Here is a 16,423-nt window from a genome sequence, read left to right on the forward strand (position 1 = left end):
GCCATGTTGCGTTCGCTGGTCGCCGCCTCGCTCTCCTGGCGCCTGCTCGTCATCGCGCTGGCGCTGGCCGTTGCCGGGCTGGGCACCTGGGCCTTCATGACGCTTCCCGTCGATGCCTATCCGAACATCGCCCAGACGCAGGTGAAGATCATCCTCAAGGCGCCGGGCATGACGCCCGAGGAGGTGGAAAGCCGCGTCATCACACCGATCGAGATGGAAATGCTCGGCATTCCCGATCAGGCGATCCTGCGCTCCACCGCCAAATACGCCATCGCCGACATCACCATCGATTTTGTCGACGGCACCGACATCTATTGGGCGCGCCAGCAGGTGGCGGAGCGACTGTCGAATGTGATGCGCGATCTGCCCGCGTCGGTCAGCGGCGGCCTTGCGCCGATCTCTACGCCGCTTTCGGACATCTACATGTTCACGATCGAGGGGCCGCTCTCGCTACAGGAGAAGCGCGAACTGCTCGACTGGACCATCCGTCCGGCGCTGCGCACCGTTCCCGGCGTCGCTGACGTGAACGCGCTGGGCGGCTATGTGCGGACCTTCGAGGTCAGGCCCGATCCTGTTGCGCTTGCGGCGGCAGGCCTCTCCATCGCGGACATCGAGACGGCGATCGAAAGCGGCAACCGCAACGATGGCGCGGGACGCCTGAAAAGCGGCGAGGAATCTCTGATCGTGCGCGCGGTCGGCGCAATCCGGTCGGTCGAGGATCTCCAGCAACTCGTTGTCGTCAGCCGGAACGACCGCATCGTTCGGCTGGGCGATGTCGCGACGGTCGGCACCGGCAGTCTGACGCGCTATGGCGCGGTGAGCAAGAATGGGCGGGCCGAAGCCGTGCAGGGGCTGGTGATCGCACTGCGCGGGGCCGATGCGCGGCAGGTGGTCGATGGTGTCCGCGCCCGCCTCGCGGAAATCGAAAGCACATTGCCCGCCGGCACCCATGTCGATGTCTTTTACGATCGGTCCGACCTGATCGCGCGCGCCGTCGGCACGGTCGAGAAAGCCCTGCTCGAAGCGGCCGTCCTTGTCGTCGTGCTGCTCATTCTGTTCCTGGGCGACTGGCGCGCGGCGGCGATTGTCGCCGTCACCCTGCCGCTGGCGGCGCTCATCACCTTTCTGTTCATGCAGGGCATGGGCCTGTCCGCCAATCTCATGAGCCTTGGGGGCCTGGCTATCGCCATCGGCCTGCTGGTCGACGGGTCGATCGTGGTGGTGGAAAATATCGTCGAACGGCTCGGCCGGGCGCATGAGGAGGGAACCCCGCGCCTTAACCTCGTCTATCAGGCGGCAAGCGAAGTCATCGTGCCGGTCTCGGCCGGGATCGCCATCATTGCGCTGGTCTTCCTGCCGCTGCTGTCATTGCAGGGCCTCGAAGGCAAATTGTTCGCGCCGGTTGCGCTCACCATCGTCTTCGCGCTCGCCGGTTCGCTGCTGCTCGCGCTCACCCTGGTCCCCGTGCTTGCATCCTTTGGCCTTAAAAGCGGCCATCATGGCGAGCCGTGGCTGATGCGCCAGCTCGGCCCTCGCTACCGGGGGCTTCTCGACGGCGCCTTCGCGCGCAAGCGGCTGGTCTACGGGCTGTCGGCGGCGGGGCTCGTCCTCGCCGGCATCGCCTATGGCGCGGTCGGCAAGACCTTCATGCCGACGATGGATGAAGGGTCGATCATCGTCCAGCTCACCAAGCTGCCCTCCATCGATCTCGACCAGTCGGTCCAGGGCGACATGGCCGCGCAGCGCGCGCTGATGCGCGTGCCGGAAGTGCAGGACGTGATTGCGCGCGTCGGATCGGACGAAATCGGCCTCGATCCGATGAGCCCCAATGAAACCGACAACTTCGTCCGCCTGAAGCCGCGCTCCGAATGGCGCGGCGACAAGGATCTCATCGTCGAGGACATGCGCAAGGCGATGGCGGACCTGCCCGGCATCGAGCCGAGCTTCACCCAGCCGATCGAGATGCGCGTTTCCGAAATGCTGACCGGCGCGCGCGGCGATCTTGCCGTCAAGATCTTCGGGCCGGATCTGGCGACGCTGGGCGAACTTGCAGATCAGGTGCAGCAGATATTGTCGAACGTCGATGGCGCCTCCGAAGTGCTGACCGTCGCCAATGACCGCGTTGATTATCTCCAGCTCGACATCGACCGCGCCGCCGCCGGGCGCTTCGGGATGCCGGTCGACCGCATACAGGATGCGCTGCGCGCGCAGGTCGAAGGCGCCCATGTCGGTATCGTCGCCGATGGCCAGAAGCGCGTGCCGATCGTCATTCGCGGCGACGAGGCGCTGCGCGCCGATCCCGCCCGTTTTGCCGATCTGCAATTGCATACGCCGACCGGCATAGTCGCCCGGGTCAGCGACATGGCGCGGATCGAGCGGACCGAGGGGCCGGTCAAGCTCGACCATGAGAACGGGTCGCGCTTTGCGCTGGTGCAGGCGTTCGTCTCGGGGCGCGACCTGGTCGGCTATGTCGATGAAGCGAGAGGCGAGGTCGGCGCGAAGGTCAAACTGCCCGCCGGCTACAGCATCGTCTGGAGCGGGCAGTTCGAAAACCAGCAGCGCGCCTCGGCCCGGCTGGCGGTCGTGATCCCGATCGCGCTGCTCCTGATCTTCTTCGTTCTGCTGGCGACGCTGCGCTCGATGCGCGCCTCGGTGCTCATCCTTGTCAACATCCCCTTCGCCATGGTCGGCGGGATCGTCTCGCTCTGGGCTTCGGGAGAATATCTGTCGGTTCCCGCCTCGGTGGGCTTTATCGCCCTGCTCGGCATCGCGGTGCTCAACGGACTGGTCATGGTCACCTATTTCCGCCAGCTCCGCGCCGATGGGCGGAGCATGACCGAGACGGTGCGCCTCGGCGCCGAACGGCGCCTGCGTCCCGTCCTGATGACCGCCAGCATCACGGCCTTCGGCCTTGTGCCGCTGCTGTTCGCGACCGGCCCGGGATCGGAGATCCAGCGCCCCCTCGCCATCGTCGTGATCGGCGGCCTCATCACCTCCACCCTGCTGACGCTCATTCTGCTGCCGATCCTGTTCGAGCGTTTCGGCGAAAGCGCGGGAGAAACCGACAATGGCTGACATCCTGCTGACCTTCCATTGCGCCTCGCATGACGCCGATAGCGTGACTGACGCACTCCGCGCCGCCTGCGACGCGCCGATCCATATCGCCGAGCAGGCGGTGCGCGGCTGGGACTTCGGCGACGCCAGCACGGCGGAACGGGTGTCGGGCCTTCTGCGCCGCAACGCGCTGGAACTGATTGTCGATGAGGACGCTCTGGGGACACTGGTTGACGCGGTCACCCAATCGAAGCGGTCGCTGCCAGTGCGCTGGCACGTAGTCCCGGTGTCAGCCCGGGGGAGGATCGCATGAGATCGCCGATCATCCTCGGGGCGCTTGTCGCATTGCTCACACCCGCTGGGGCGCTTGCCCAGCGCGCCGATTTGCCGCCGAGCGAAAAGGTTGCCGAAGCGCTGGACAATCATCCGGCCGTGGCGGCCGCGCGGGCACGGGTGGACGCCGCCCGTGCCGACCGCGACATGCTGGCGAAGGGGACCCATGAGATTGCCGTTACCGGCAGCTATGTTCGCCGCAGCGTGGACAGGGAAGGCGGCTATGACGAGTTCGACGCCACGATCGCCCGACCGTTCCGCCTGCCGGGCAAGGCGGCGCTCGATCGCGAGGCGGGCGCCCTGGGCATAGAGGTCGCGGAAAACCGGATGGAGGATGCCCGGCATCAGACGGCTTTGCTGCTCTCCGGCTATTGGAACGACTGGCTGGTCGCCGGCGCGCTGTATCGCAACGACCTCGATACGGTGCGCTGGCTGGAAAAGGAGCTGTCCGCGCTGCGCCGGCGCGTGGCGCTGCGCGATGCGGCGGCGCTCGATGTTGATCAGGCCATGGCGGCAATGGCTCAGGCCCAGGCCCAGGCCGCGAACTCGCTCGCGGCGCGCGAACAGGCGCGTGTGGCGCTTGCCGCGAATTTTCCAGAAATACCGCTGCCCATCGAGCCGCCGGAAACGTCCGTCGCGATGGTTCCGGCCCAGAGACTTGCGGCGATGCGGGATCTGGTGATCGAACGCAGCCATGAAATCCGCGCCGCCGAGCGCGAGGCGCAGCGGCTGGCGGTCGTTGCGCAGCGTGTTCGCGCGGACCGGATTGCCGATCCGTCCTTCGGCGTCCGGCTGTTCAGTGAGCGGAGCGGCATGGAGCAGGGCGCGGGGGTGGTCATGTCGATGCCGCTGGGCGGCGGTCACAGACGCGCGGCGGCGGACCGGGCTTCCGCGGAAGGCAATGCCGCGCAGCTTGAGCATATGTCCGTCCAGCGGACCGTGAGGGCCATCGCGGATGCCGATCTGTCCAGCGCCACATTGCGGCTGGAGGCGTGGAAAAACACGGATCTGTCAGCGCAAAGCGCCGCTAGTGCGCTGGCCCGAACCGAACGTGGCTACCAGCTCGGCCAGATCGACCTTGCCGACCTGCTCTATGCCCGCCGTCAGGCGGGTGAAGCGCGCCGGTCCGAGATCATGGCGCGATCGGAAGCGGCCCGCGCCCTGCTCAAGCTGGAAATCGATTCGCATAGCCTGTGGGTGGTTCACGATGAGGATGGCGGTTGACGCCAGGTCACGCGCGGGCGCTCACCAGCCAGGCTTTCGCGCCCATGCGAACACCTTCATTATCGCAATTGCGCTCGAACAGTTCGACCAGGCTGCGGTGAACGGCTGCGCGTGTGTCGTCCCCGCTCGCCCGGACGAGATCGCCGACCTGCATGCCGTCGAGCACGAAGCGGGTGGCGCTCTCGGGATCGCTGCCGGGTCCGCCGACGCGCTGCTCGCCCGTCCAGGCGTCGAACGATATGTCACAGAAGCCGGCGCTTTGCAGAAGATCGGTGACATAATCCTGCTCGCCCAGCGCGAAGGGGCCGGGCTCGCGCGGCTGCGGCGTGGGCAGGTCGATATGCCGGCGGATCGCGGCCATGACATTGCGCTGCCACGGATTGTCGGCGATCGGCGCCCACACCGCGATGTCGAGCCGTCCACCGGCACGCAGCATCCGGCGCAGATTGGCGAATGCGGCATAGGGTTCGGGAAAGAACATCGTGCCGAAGCGGGAATGCAGCCGGTCGAAGGGGGCTTCTTCGGGCATGGCCGTCGCGGCGTCGCCTTGTTCGAAGCGGATGTTGGCAAGACCGGCGCGCTGCGCCCGATCCGTTGCCGCCGCCACCAGTTCGGGCGATATGTCGAGGCCGAGCGCCAATCCCGTGTTGCCCGTCCTTTCGGCGATCCGCCTCGTCGTCCAGCCGCCGCCGCAGCCGATATCGACCACCTTCTCCCCGGCAACATAGGCTGCTCGCGCGAGCAGCGCTGCGCCGATCGGTTCGATCATGCTCTCGAAACGGTCGAGCTGGGCGAGCCAGCGTGTGCCCGCTTCCCCCGCCCAGTCGTGCGCGGCCGGTTCCTTGCTGTTCCCGTCAGCGTCATTCATTGCCCTTCTCCCACTGTGGCACCAATTGAAACGTGTTTGGAAGTCGGCGCATCGGGCAAGTCCCAGCCCCCACCGATCGCCTTGTACAACGCCACCAGTTGCACCGCCGTTGTGGCATGCGCGCGGGCACAGGCGGTTTCAGCTTCGTGCAGGAGGCGCTCGGCCGCAAGCAGTTCAATCCCCGCGATATCGCCGGCGGCAAAACGGGCCTCGGCGTGGCCGACACTTCGACGCGCAGCGTCCAGCGCCGTTTGACGCCGCGCGAGCGCATCGCGTCCGGCGTCATAGTCGCTCAAGGCGCGCTCCGCGTCGCCCAATGCGGCCAGGACGGCCTGTTCATAGCCCAGCGCGGCCTGCCGCTGAACGGCCTCCCGCGCGCGTATCTCCGCGCGCACGCGGCCGCCGTCGAACAAGCGCCAGGAAATGAGCGGCAGGATGGAGTAGCGGGTGCTGGAGGTGTCGAACCAGTCGCCCGTGCTAAGCGCCTGAAATCCGCCGCCCGCTGCGATAGAGAGCTTGGGAAACAGTTCGGTGGTCGCCACGCCGATATCGGCGGTGCTGGCGGCGAGGCGCCGTTCGGCAGCCAGAACATCGGGGCGACGCCGCAATATATCGGCCCGTTCCCCCACGGGCAGCGCCGGCAGTATGAGAGACGATGCAGTTGCATCGAGCAGCTTGAGTTCACGTTCCGGCGGTGAGCCGAGCAGGACACCAAGGCCGAGCACTGCCGCACGCTGCCGCGCCTCTATGCCCGGCAGCAGGGCGTTGGCGGCGGCCCAGCGTTCATGGGTTGCGTCCACGTCGGCACCGGCAACATCGCCGAGCGCCGCGCGACCGCGCATGAGTTCCAGCGTCTGGTGCAGCGTCGCCACCGTCGCCCGCTGCGCGCGTAATTCTTCTCTGGCGCCGGTCGCCTCGAACCATGCGCGTGCGACTTCGGCCGCGATCCGCATACGCACGCCCTGCGCCTCCGCTTCACTTGCCTGCAAGCGGGCGTTCGCGCCTTCCAGCGCCCGCCGGTTCGCGCCGAACAGGTCGAGTTCCCAGGCCGCGTCGAAGCCGGCATCGTAGATCGTCTGAGACGCATCGAGGCCGGGAATGGACCCAACGGGCAGCGGGCCGTTCTCGCTTTGCCGACGCTGGTTCACACTGGCGCCAGCAGAAACCGTGGGCAGTTGCCGGCCAGCGGCGCGGTCTCGCAGCGCGCGCGCCTCGTCGATCCGTGCGGTGGCTTGACGGATATCGAGATTTTGCGCCAGTGCGGTATCGACCAGCCTCTCCAGTTCGGGATCGCCCAGGGCCCTCCACCAGCGGTCCAGGTCCGTTGGCGCCGACGCTTCCCCAACCGGCCGGCTCCAGCCACTACCCGTGTCAACGGCAGGTGGCGCCCGGTAGTTGGGGCCGACCATACAGGCCGTCAACGAACTGCAGCCAGCTATCAATATTGCGTAGCGCGACCATCGCGGGGAACGTCCGCCCGTATCAGACAATGACGGCGCATGACTGTGGCGGGGCGATCTCATTGCAGGCGTCCTCGAACGAAGATGGTGGCCATGGTGAGCGACACCAGGGCGATCATCGCCAATGGCCAGAGGCTGGCAAATATGTCGCCCGGCGCCATGGCTTTGAGAAAGCTGCCCTCGACGATGACCAGGAAATGGGTGAGTGGAATCGCCTGCGCCAGCCATTGCAGCAGCATGGGCATGTTCTCGACCGGCGTGGCAAATCCCGACATCAGGACGGATGGCACGCCGATGGCGAAGGCGCCCAGGATGGCCTGTTGCTGGGTCGCGCTGATCGCCGAAATCATCAGACCGATGCCCACCACCGACAGGATGAACAGGACCAGGCTGACAAACAGCAGCGCGAACGACCCGTTGAACGGAATCCGGAACGGTCCCGCGGCCGCGGCCATCATCAGAAGTCCGAGCATGGTGCCGATGACCAGCGCCGGCAAGGATTTGGACAGGATGATTTCCGGCGTGGAGGTTGGTGAGACCAGCAACTGGTCGAAGGTTCCCAGTTCGCGTTCACGGGCGATCGACAGCGAGGTTATGAGCAGTGCGCTGAAGAACGCCAGGATGCCGGAGAGGCCCGGGACGATGAACCAGCGATACGTCAGATTGGGATTGAACCAGTTGCGTACCGCCACTGGCGTCGCAGGACCTGTGCCGGGGTTGGCCTCCGCGCCGACTTCGGCGGCGATGGCGGAGAGATAACTGGCGGTGATCTGTCCCGAATTGCTGCGCCGGCCGTCGATCAACAGCTGGATACGGCCGCTGTCTCCGGCAGCGATTGCGCGCGAAAAGTCCGGCTGGATGTCGAGCGCCGCGATCACCTTGCCCTGGTCGATCAGGCGTCCCAGTTCCTGACCGTCGGTCACGCGATAGACCTGGGTAATGAAGTCGGCCCGATCGAGCCGCGCGATCAGTTCATGCGACCAGCGGCCCGCATCCTGATTATGCACGGCAATATCGACGTTGCGCACTTCGAGCGTCGCGGCGAAGGCGAACACCAGCAGTTGCAGCAGCGGCGGCATGAACACCACCATGCGGCTGCGCGGATCGCGCAGGATGCTCAGCACTTCCTTGACGAACTGGGCTCGCAGCCGGGTGAAAGAGAGATAGCCATTGTGCCGCGTCATGGCTCGTCACTCCAGATTCTTGCGCGTGGCGCGCTTGGCCAGGAGGAAAAACAGGACGCCGATGGCGCCCATCGCCAGCAGGTTCGGCACGAAGACGGCCCAGATGTCGCCGGCCAGAAAGACGGTTTTTAGCGAAGAGACGAAATAGCGCGCCGGTATCGCCCAGGTGATGGCCCGGATCGGCGCGGGCATCGCGTCGATCTCATAGAGAAAGCCCGACAGCATGAAGGCCGGCAGAAAACCGGAGAACAAGGCGATCTGCGCGGCCAGGAACTGGTTGCGGGTGACAGACGAAATCAGCAGCCCTTGGCCCAGCGCCGGCACCATGAAGGTGGCCGAAAGCAGCAGGAGCGCCGCCAGCGATCCGCGCAGCGGCACGCCGAACACGAAGACCGCCAGCGCGGTCGCACCGAGCGTGGCCAGCATGCCGAGCGCAAAATAGGGCAGGAGCTTGCCGATCAGGATCTCCGCGACCGATGCGGGCGTGGAGAGCACCGCTTCCATCGTGCCGCGCTCCCATTCGCGCGCCACCACCAGCGCGGTCAGCATGGTGCCGATGATGGTCATGACGATGGCGATCGCGCCGGGCACCAGCGCGCGGCGGCTTTCCAGTTCGGCGTTGAACCAGTAGCGCGGCTCCATCGTGACGGCTGCGCGTGGCGTCTCGCCATCAAGCCCGCCCCGCCAGGTCTGCACCACGCCCTGCGCATAGTTGGTGACATAGTTGGCGGTATTGGGCTGCGAACCGTCGGCGATGATCTGCACCAGAGGCCGCGTGCCGCGATCGGCCAGGCGCTGCTCGAAATCCTGCGGGATCACCACAAATCCGCGCAAATCGCCCGAGACGACCTGGTCGGCGACTTCGCGCCGGTCATGGGCGAAGGTGACGTCCAGATAACGGGTGCCGGCGAAGGCGGCGGCCAGCGATTGCGCCGAAGCAGATTCGGATTCCTGCACGACGCCGATGCGCACCGCGCGCACATCGAGTGATACCGCATAGGAAAACAGCAGCAGCAGCACGACCGGAAGGGCGAAGGCGATCAGCAGCGTGGACGGGTCGCGCATCGCCTGCAGGCTTTCCTTGAACACCAGCGCCCAAAGGCGCTTCGGATCGAAGCGGCGCATGGCTTGAAGGTCCGTTCGCGATCCGCCCGCGCCGTTCATGCGGCAACTCCGCTGCGGGCTTCGTCAGCGCGGTCCTCGGCTTCGACCAGATGAATGAAGGCGTCTTCCATGGTCGGGTCCGGACGGAGATCGCTTACCGCGCTGCGTTTGAGGGCGTCCGGCGTGTCGAGCGCGATCAGCCGGGCGCGATAGAGCATCGCCACCCGGTCGCAATATTCCGCCTCGTCCATGAAATGGGTGGTGACCATCACCGTCACCCCCTTGCGGGCAAGGCCGTTGATATGGGTCCAGAATTCGCGGCGCGTGATGGGATCGACGCCCGAAGTCGGTTCATCCAGGAACAGCACGGGCGGGCGGTGCATCACCGCGCAGGCCAGCGCCAGACGTTGCCTGACCCCGAGCGGCAGGGACTCCGGCGCCGCCGACAGCCAGGGTTGCAGCCCGAAGATGTCGATCATCTCGTCGATCCGCGCCTGCCGCGCGGCGCCTTTCAGGCCATAGACGCCCGCGGAGAACTCCAGGTTCTGCCGCACGGACAGCAAACCATAGAGCGAGAATTTCTGCGCCATATAGCCAAGCTGGCCTTTGGCAGCACCGGTCGCCCGGCGCAGGTCCAGCCCCACCACCTGCGCTTCGCCGCTGGTGGGTTTGAGCAGGCCGCACAGCATCTTGAAGGTGGTCGATTTGCCGGCGCCGTTCGGCCCGAGCAGACCGAATATCTCGCCCTTGCGGACCTCGAAGCTCACCATGTCGGTGGCGGTGAAATCGCCGAAACGCTTGGTCAGATCGCGGCAGGAGACGGCAACGTCTGAAGCCAGTTCGACCGGCGGCATCCCTTCGGCAAGCGCCGATGTGCCGCCCGGACCGCCGCCCAGAAGATCAATGAAAGCATCCTCGAAGCGGGCAGGCACCGCTTTCAGTTGTGCGCCGACCCGATCGGCGAGCGCGCTAATTTGCTCGGTTCCCGCATCGGCGCGCAGCACCACGCGGACGCCGGCGCCCTGGATCACCCCGTCGCCGACACTGTCCAGGCTGAGCACTTCGGCTAGCACGGCCCGCCGCCGCTCGCCGACCTGTTCCAGCCGAAAGCTCCGGCTTGTAAGGCGCGCGGTCAGCTCTCCGGGCGGTCCGTCATAGGCGAGCCGCCCTTCGTTGAGCAGCAGCACGCTGTCGCAGCGTTCGGCTTCGTCGAGATAGGCGGTCGACCAGACTACGGCCATCCCTTCGTCGGTCAGCGCCTGCACCATGCGCCACAGATCCTGACGGCTGACCGGATCGACACCGACACCCGGTTCATCGAGCAGCAGGACAGCAGGCCGGGCCATCAATGCGCAGGCGAGACCCAGCTTCTGCTTCATGCCGCCGGAGAGCTTGCCCGCCAGGCGTCCGGTAAAGGGGGCAAGACGTGTGAAGTCGAGCAGTTGGGCGAACAGGTCGGCGTGTCCATCGGCGGCCATACCGCGCAACTGCGCATAGAGCCGCATATTCTCCATGACCGACAGGTCTTCGTAGAGGCCAAAGCGTTGCGGCATGTAGCCGGTCGCGACATGGATGGCGTCATTGTCGTCCACCACATCGAAGCCCGCTACCCTGGCGTGGCCGCTGTTCGGCACCAGCAGTCCTGTCAGGATACGCATCAAGGTGGTCTTGCCCGCGCCGTCCGGCCCGACCAGCCCGGTCAGTCGGCCATAGCTTATCTGCGCGCTGAGATCCTGTAACGCAGGCGCACTGCCGAAATGCTTGCTCAACCTGTCGATGACGACCGCGACATCGCCATTTTGCTCCTGTGGCGCGGTGGCGGGCGGCACGTCAGCGGCCTTTGGCGCGCGCGCCGGAGGTTTGTCCGACTACGACCTCGATCGTTACCGGCATGCCCTGACGCAGCGCGGCATCGGCATTGGTGACCACGATCCGCAGACGATAGACCAGATCCGTGCGCAGATCGGTCGTTTCTACCGTTTTGGGCGTGAACTCGGCGCGAGGCGAAATGAACCCGATCTGGCCTTGATAGAGTTTGTCGGAGGAATCGCTGCGAACGCGCACCCGCATTCCGGGCGCGATACGCCCCAGATCCGGTTCGCCGACATAAGCCCGCACATAAACCGGAGCATCAAGGCTGAGGCTATAGACCGGGCTTTGGCTGACAGCCATGCTGCCGGGTTCGCGCACCCGTGCGATGATCGTGCCGGTGCCGGGTGCAAGCAGAACCGTGTCGGCGAGCGCGGTGGCGGCTTGAGCCCGTGCTGCCTGTGCGGCGGCGAGGCGCGCTTGCCCCGCCGCGATGTCTTCCTTGCGGAAGCCTTCGGCGGCTTGCGAATGCGCGGCCCGGGCCGCCTTGACACTGGCGGCGGCCTGATCGCGCGCAGTGCGCGCGGCATCGACCGTCTTTTGACTGGCGGCTCCCGACGCGAGCAACTGGCTCTGCCGATCAAAATTACGCTCCGTGTCCCTGGCGACGGCCAGGGCCTGATTGAGGGCCTCCTGCGCCTGCGCAATCTCCTGCGGCCGCAGCCCGCGGCGCAGTTTGTCGAGGTCTGCCTGTGCGGCCGCTACGGCGGCGTCGGCGGCCGCGAGCGCTTCCTCGAACGGCTGCGCGTCGAGAGTCGCCATATGTGCGCCCGGCTCGACATGATCGCCTTCATCGAACAGCATCTGCGCGACGCGGCCGGACTGGCGGAAGGCCAATTGCACCTCCCGGATGTCGACATTGCCGTACAGATTGAGGGCGTCGCCGTCGCGGCTGCCCCGCTGCATCCACAGCCATCCAGCACCGATGATCACGATGACGGCCGCAATGATCAGGATCCGCTTTGTCGTGCCGGACAGGCGGATGTTCTTCATGATGATGCTCCGACGCCGCGCAGATAGATGGCGAACACGCCGGGCGCATCGCTGCGGATGCGGGTCACATCGTCCGCCAGCATGGATTGCATGACCAGGCCCTGGACCGTGCCGATGAACAGGGTGGCCGCGGCTTCCGGATCGAGGTCCGCATGCAGTTCGCCCCGTGCCTTTCCGGCGTCGAGCAGGGTATGCAGCCGTTCGCCATAATGGCGGATCAGGGTCTGGGCCATGCGCTTGGGAAGCGTCTCGCCCGGTCGCTGCAACTCCCCGAACAGCATTCGCGGTACACCCGGGTGATCAGACACGAAATCGATATGCGTCATGAAAACCGCTTCAAGCGCGGCAGCCGGAGAGGCGGCTTCCTCGACCGCCTTGTCCACGCGGCCGAGCAAGCGCTCGGTCACCCAGGACATCACCGCCTGCAGGATGGCGTCCTTGGTCGGGAAGTGGCGGAAGAGCGCGCCCTGGGTCAGACCCATCCGCTGGGCGATGGCCGTCGTGGTGATGTCGCTCGGGTTCTGTTCCGCGGCCAGGCCGACCACCGCCTCCACGGTCGCCGCCCGTCGCTCGTCAGCGGGAAGATGTCTGGACCGCCCGTTCATAGCTTGCGCCTTCAAAAGATAGTAATCTATTACTATCTATCTGTCATGAGCGTCTGGCGCAAGATGGTTCCGCCTGGATCGAGGCTGTCGGCCCATCCGCATGAGTGCATCATGGTCACTCAGACCATCGGCCATCTCCATAGTGGTATATGATTCTATACTTCTCGAAATGTAGATTGACCGCGCAGGCGCCTACTATTATTCGATGAGTTTGGAAGGATGGAATCGACCATGAAGGAGTTCAATCCGCAGGACTCGGCCGTCGAGGCGCTTGGCGCGCTGGCGCATGACACGCGCCTGTCTGTCTTTCGTATGTTGGTGAAGGCAGGGCCCGATGGACTGATCGCCGGCGCCATCGCGCAGGCCGCCAATGTGCCTCCGTCCACCATGTCGCATCATCTGGGTATTCTTGAACGGGCGGGACTCGTGGAGTCCGAGCGGGAAAGCCGGCTCATCCACTATCGCGCCGATTATGAGGGGATGCGCCGGCTGCTGGCCTTCCTGATGGAGGACTGCTGCCAGGGCGTCCCTGAAATGTGCGCCGATCTGTTCGGCGAGCTCGACTGCAAGGCCTGAGGTTACTCCCATGTCCGACACGATCGGCCCCGGCAAGACCTACAACGTGCTCTTCCTGTGCACCGGTAACAGCGCCCGCTCGATCTTGGGCGAAGCCATCATGAACAAGCTGGGGGAAGGGCGTTTCCGCGCCTGGAGCGCCGGCAGCCAGCCCAGGGGCGAAGTCCATCCGATGGCGCTCTCGGTTTTGAACGGGCTTGGGTTCGACACAGCGGGCATGCGTTCGAAAAGCTGGGACGAGTTCGCCGTGCCGGACGCGCCGCAATTCGATTTCATCTTCACCGTCTGCGATAACGCCGCAGGCGAAACATGTCCCGTGTGGATCGGCCATCCGATGACGGCGCACTGGGGCATCGAGGATCCGGCCGCCGTCGAAGGCGATGATCAGCGCGAGGCCTTCATGCAGGCCCTGCGCTACTTGCAGAACCGTATTTCGCTGTTCCTCGCGCTCCCGCTCGCCAGCCTCGACGAGATGGCGATGCGGCGCAAACTCAGGGAAATCGGCCAGAGCGAGGGCGCCAGCGTCAGGGCAGGAGCATGCGAATGACCCACCCGGAGACGCCTGTCGACATCGTCATCTACCACAATCCTGAATGCGGAACCTCGCGCAATGCGCTGGCCATGATCCGCAATGCCGGCATCGAACCGCATGTCATCGAGTACCTCAAGACTCCGCCTTCGCGTGCCTTGCTGGCAAGCCTCATCGTCCGCGCCAGCGTCACCCCGCGCGCCCTGCTGCGCGAGAAGGGCACGCCCTTTGCCGAACTGGGACTCGACAATCCGGATCTCACTGATGCGCAGTTGATCGATGCGATGATGGAACATCCGATCCTCATCAATCGGCCGCTGGTCGTCTCGCCGCTGGGCGTGAAGCTTTGCCGTCCGTCCGAGGAGGTCCTCGACCTCCTACCGGCTGACCAGCGCAGCGCCTTCGCCAAGGAAGACGGCGAACAGGTGATCGATGCCGCCGGCAGGCGTGTCACCGGTTGAACGAGGGATCAAGATGACCGCACAGCCCAGGCGTGAACGCCTGTCGTTTCTCGATCGGTATCTCACCTTGTGGATTTTCCTCGCCATGGCGCTCGGCGTGGGTCTGGGATCGACCTTCGAAGGATTGCCAAGGGCGATCGACAGCCTGTCCTGGGGGACCACCAACCTGCCCATCGCCATCGGCCTGATCCTGATGATGTATCCGCCGCTCGCGCGGGTGCGCTATGAGGAACTGCCGCGCGTGTTCGAAGACAAGCGGGTGCTGGCGATCTCGTTGATCCAGAACTGGATCATCGGCCCGGTGCTGATGTTTGCGCTCGCCGTCATCTTCCTCAGCGACAAGCCGGAATATATGACAGGCCTGATCCTTATCGGCCTCGCCCGTTGCATTGCCATGGTCATCGTCTGGAACCATCTCGCCAAGGGCGACAACCAGTATGTGGCTGCGCTGGTCGCGTTCAATTCAATCTTCCAGATCCTGTTCTTCAGCGTTTACGCCTGGTTCTTCCTCGCCTTTTTGCCGCCGCTGCTCGGGCTGGAGGGCAGCGTTATCAATGTCAGCTTCTGGACCATCGCCGAGGCGGTGCTGATCTATCTCGGCATTCCCTTTCTGGCTGGATTTCTCTCCCGCAAATGGCTGGTCAAGGCTAGGGGGAATGAATGGTATGAAACCTGCTTTCTGCCCAGGATCGGCCCGATCACGCTCGTCGCGCTGCTGTTCACCATCGTCGCCATGTTCAGCCTCAAGGGCAATGAGATCGTGACACTGCCGGGTGACATACTGCGGATCGCCATCCCGCTCACCATCTACTTCGTGGTTCAATTCAGCATCAGCTTCTTCATGGGCAAGCTGATCGAGAGCGACTATCCGCGCACGACGGCGGTGGCGTTCACGGCCGCGGGCAACAATTTCGAACTGGCGATTGCGGTCGCCATCGCCGCCTTTGGACTGGCTTCCCCGGTCGCCTTCGCTGCGGTGATCGGGCCGCTGGTCGAGGTTCCGGTGCTGATCCTGCTGGTCAACGCCGCCTTCTGGTTCGGGCGGCGCTGGTTCCCCGACAGCGTGCCGGCGGAGGTCCGGGCATGAACGAGACGAACCACAGCCGATTGCGGACGCTTGCCGATCCCGACCGTCTTCCAGCGCTCAAGCCTGACTATGTTCATCGGCGTCCAGCCCTGGGCCTGGGGGATCTCAATCCGCCGCCGCGCATCCTGCTGCTCTACGGATCCTTGCGCGAACGGTCCTATTCGCGGCTTGTGGTGGAAGAGGCGGCGCGTCTGCTCCAGTTCTTCGGCTGCGAAACGCGGATTTTCGATCCCTCCGATTTGCCGATGCCCGATCAGGTCCAGGATGACGATCATCCGGCGGTTCACGAACTGCGGGCGCATGCGCTCTGGTCCGAGGGCCAGGTCTGGTGCAGCCCGGAACGGCACGGCCAGATCACCGGGATCATGAAATCGCAGATCGATCACCTGCCGCTGGCTTTGAAGGGCATGCGCCCGACGCAGGGTCGCGCCCTTGCCGTCATGCAGGTCTCCGCAGGTTCACAATCGTTCAACAGCGTGAACAGCTTGCGCGTCCTCGGCCGCTGGATGCGGATGTTCACCATCCCCAACCAGTCGAGCGTCGCCAAAGCCTTCACCGAGTTCGACGAGGCCGGGCGGATGAAGCCGTCGAGCTATTACGACCGGATCGTCGACGTGATGGAGGAACTGGTGCGTTTCACTGTCCTGCTCCGCCCGCATGTCGATCAACTGGTCGATCGCTATTCGGAGCGGGTCGAAACGGATCGACCGGTCATTGCTCCGGCGGAAATCCTCGCCTCGATCGATGGGACTCTGGTTCCGCCACGACAGAAGGCATGATGCCCAATGGCCCCGCGCGTCTCGGTATCCAGAACGAACTGGCAGACATTTATGGCCGTTTGAGTGCCTTCGACTGACCGGGTCTGGACGAGGGCGTGACGGCTTGCTGCTATGCCGAGTCCGAAAGGAGCTGGATCGCCGGTGCCCAGGATGGGGCGTGGGCGGCTTTCTACATCAGCGGCGATGCGACGGATTATGGGAATGGTTCGAGGCTGAGCGCACTTTTCCGCAAAACGCCGCCGATGACGCCTGTTGTGCGCCGGCGGTGCCAATAGCGAAATCAGGCTGCCGCGGCCA

15 protein-coding genes are annotated in these 16,423 nt (G+C 65.1%); 8 read left to right on the forward strand and 7 right to left on the reverse strand.

Annotated elements, in window-relative coordinates; translation table 11 throughout:
- Positions 1 to 3 precede the first annotated feature (3 nt).
- From CAF53_RS21705 to CAF53_RS21715, 3 genes are read left to right on the forward strand one after another with little or no spacing between them, the layout of a single operon-like run.
- Positions 4 to 3,075 carry a CusA/CzcA family heavy metal efflux RND transporter gene (locus CAF53_RS21705; RefSeq protein ID WP_100239605.1) on the forward strand — a complete coding sequence of 1,024 codons (3,072 nt, stop codon included), beginning with the start codon at positions 4 to 6 and terminating at the stop codon, positions 3,073 to 3,075.
- Positions 3,068 to 3,367, forward strand: coding sequence for a DUF3240 family protein (locus CAF53_RS21710; RefSeq protein ID WP_020819433.1), 300 nt, complete (start codon positions 3,068 to 3,070; stop codon positions 3,365 to 3,367). The genes CAF53_RS21705 and CAF53_RS21710 overlap by 8 nt, the downstream gene beginning before the upstream one ends.
- Positions 3,364 to 4,611, forward strand: a complete 1,248-nt coding sequence (locus CAF53_RS21715) for a TolC family protein (protein WP_020819434.1) — start codon at positions 3,364 to 3,366, stop codon at positions 4,609 to 4,611. The genes CAF53_RS21710 and CAF53_RS21715 overlap by 4 nt, the downstream gene beginning before the upstream one ends.
- Before the next feature lie 7 nt (positions 4,612 to 4,618).
- Here CAF53_RS21715 and CAF53_RS21720 read toward each other — a convergent pair whose 3' ends face one another.
- The 7 genes from CAF53_RS21720 to CAF53_RS21750 all read right to left on the reverse strand — a co-directional run bounded on the left by CAF53_RS21720 (position 4,619) and on the right by CAF53_RS21750 (position 12,694).
- Entirely contained in the window at positions 4,619 to 5,479 is an 861-nt protein-coding gene (locus tag CAF53_RS21720) for a class I SAM-dependent methyltransferase (protein ID WP_020819435.1), read from the reverse strand.
- Positions 5,476 to 6,900, reverse strand: coding sequence for an efflux transporter outer membrane subunit (locus CAF53_RS21725; RefSeq protein ID WP_237229880.1), 1,425 nt, complete (start codon positions 6,898 to 6,900; stop codon positions 5,476 to 5,478). The genes CAF53_RS21720 and CAF53_RS21725 overlap by 4 nt, the downstream gene beginning before the upstream one ends.
- A gap of 98 nt (positions 6,901 to 6,998) precedes the next feature.
- Positions 6,999 to 8,123, reverse strand: coding sequence for an ABC transporter permease (locus CAF53_RS21730; protein WP_020819437.1), 1,125 nt, complete (start codon positions 8,121 to 8,123; stop codon positions 6,999 to 7,001).
- A gap of 6 nt (positions 8,124 to 8,129) precedes the next feature.
- Positions 8,130 to 9,287, reverse strand: a complete 1,158-nt coding sequence (locus tag CAF53_RS21735) for an ABC transporter permease (protein WP_021223102.1) — start codon at positions 9,285 to 9,287, stop codon at positions 8,130 to 8,132.
- Positions 9,284 to 11,056, reverse strand: a complete 1,773-nt coding sequence (locus CAF53_RS21740) for an ATP-binding cassette domain-containing protein (protein ID WP_020819439.1) — start codon at positions 11,054 to 11,056, stop codon at positions 9,284 to 9,286. Before CAF53_RS21740 ends, CAF53_RS21735 begins: the two co-directional genes overlap by 4 nt.
- Before the next feature lies 1 nt (position 11,057).
- A complete protein-coding gene (gene hlyD, locus CAF53_RS21745; protein WP_020819440.1) occupies positions 11,058 to 12,089 on the reverse strand; it encodes a secretion protein HlyD in 1,032 nt (343 codons plus the stop codon).
- On the reverse strand, positions 12,086 to 12,694 hold the full coding sequence (locus CAF53_RS21750; protein ID WP_020819441.1) for a TetR/AcrR family transcriptional regulator: 609 nt from the start codon (positions 12,692 to 12,694) through the stop codon (positions 12,086 to 12,088). The genes hlyD and CAF53_RS21750 overlap by 4 nt, the downstream gene beginning before the upstream one ends.
- Before the next feature lie 231 nt (positions 12,695 to 12,925).
- Here CAF53_RS21750 and CAF53_RS21755 point away from each other — a divergent pair, with 231 nt between their 5' ends.
- Genes CAF53_RS21755 through arsH form a run of 5 tightly spaced genes read left to right on the forward strand, consistent with a single transcriptional unit; the run spans position 12,926 to position 16,126 of the window.
- Positions 12,926 to 13,270 carry a metalloregulator ArsR/SmtB family transcription factor gene (locus tag CAF53_RS21755; RefSeq protein ID WP_025160953.1) on the forward strand — a complete coding sequence of 115 codons (345 nt, stop codon included), beginning with the start codon at positions 12,926 to 12,928 and terminating at the stop codon, positions 13,268 to 13,270.
- 10 nt (positions 13,271 to 13,280) lie between these two features.
- Positions 13,281 to 13,817 carry an arsenate reductase ArsC gene (locus tag CAF53_RS21760; RefSeq protein ID WP_020819443.1) on the forward strand — a complete coding sequence of 179 codons (537 nt, stop codon included), beginning with the start codon at positions 13,281 to 13,283 and terminating at the stop codon, positions 13,815 to 13,817.
- Positions 13,814 to 14,260 (forward strand): arsenate reductase (glutaredoxin), encoded by a 447-nt coding sequence (gene arsC, locus CAF53_RS21765; RefSeq protein WP_020819444.1) that lies wholly within the window; start codon positions 13,814 to 13,816, stop codon positions 14,258 to 14,260. The genes CAF53_RS21760 and arsC overlap by 4 nt, the downstream gene beginning before the upstream one ends.
- A 13-nt stretch (positions 14,261 to 14,273) precedes the next feature.
- Complete coding sequence (gene arsB / locus CAF53_RS21770) at positions 14,274 to 15,347, forward strand: ACR3 family arsenite efflux transporter (protein WP_025160954.1); 1,074 nt, start codon at positions 14,274 to 14,276, stop codon at positions 15,345 to 15,347.
- Positions 15,344 to 16,126, forward strand: a complete 783-nt coding sequence (gene arsH, locus CAF53_RS21775; protein WP_021223100.1) for an arsenical resistance protein ArsH — start codon at positions 15,344 to 15,346, stop codon at positions 16,124 to 16,126. Before arsB ends, arsH begins: the two co-directional genes overlap by 4 nt.
- The last annotated feature ends 297 nt before the right edge of the window (positions 16,127 to 16,423 follow it).

The sequence above is a fragment of the Sphingobium sp. LB126 genome (genome assembly GCF_002795205.1).
GTDB lineage: Bacteria > Pseudomonadota > Alphaproteobacteria > Sphingomonadales > Sphingomonadaceae > Sphingobium > Sphingobium chungbukense.

What these genes read in the sequence shown, in the direction of transcription:
- hlyD (WP_020819440.1), bottom strand. Translation starts at nt 12,089, where the DNA reads ATGAAGAACATCCGCCTGTCCGGCACGACAAAGCGGATCCTGATCATT.
- CAF53_RS21750 (WP_020819441.1), bottom strand. Translation starts at nt 12,694, where the DNA reads ATGAACGGGCGGTCCAGACATCTTCCCGCTGACGAGCGACGGGCGGCG.
- CAF53_RS21720 (WP_020819435.1), bottom strand. Translation starts at nt 5,479, where the DNA reads ATGAATGACGCTGACGGGAACAGCAAGGAACCGGCCGCGCACGACTGG.
- CAF53_RS21735 (WP_021223102.1), bottom strand. Translation starts at nt 9,287, where the DNA reads ATGAACGGCGCGGGCGGATCGCGAACGGACCTTCAAGCCATGCGCCGC.
- CAF53_RS21715 (WP_020819434.1), top strand. Translation starts at nt 3,364, where the DNA reads ATGAGATCGCCGATCATCCTCGGGGCGCTTGTCGCATTGCTCACACCC.
- CAF53_RS21710 (WP_020819433.1), top strand. Translation starts at nt 3,068, where the DNA reads ATGGCTGACATCCTGCTGACCTTCCATTGCGCCTCGCATGACGCCGAT.
- CAF53_RS21730 (WP_020819437.1), bottom strand. Translation starts at nt 8,123, where the DNA reads ATGACGCGGCACAATGGCTATCTCTCTTTCACCCGGCTGCGAGCCCAG.
- CAF53_RS21755 (WP_025160953.1), top strand. Translation starts at nt 12,926, where the DNA reads ATGAAGGAGTTCAATCCGCAGGACTCGGCCGTCGAGGCGCTTGGCGCG.
- CAF53_RS21760 (WP_020819443.1), top strand. Translation starts at nt 13,281, where the DNA reads ATGTCCGACACGATCGGCCCCGGCAAGACCTACAACGTGCTCTTCCTG.
- arsB (WP_025160954.1), top strand. Translation starts at nt 14,274, where the DNA reads ATGACCGCACAGCCCAGGCGTGAACGCCTGTCGTTTCTCGATCGGTAT.
- arsC (WP_020819444.1), top strand. Translation starts at nt 13,814, where the DNA reads ATGACCCACCCGGAGACGCCTGTCGACATCGTCATCTACCACAATCCT.
- arsH (WP_021223100.1), top strand. Translation starts at nt 15,344, where the DNA reads ATGAACGAGACGAACCACAGCCGATTGCGGACGCTTGCCGATCCCGAC.
- CAF53_RS21705 (WP_100239605.1), top strand. Translation starts at nt 4, where the DNA reads ATGTTGCGTTCGCTGGTCGCCGCCTCGCTCTCCTGGCGCCTGCTCGTC.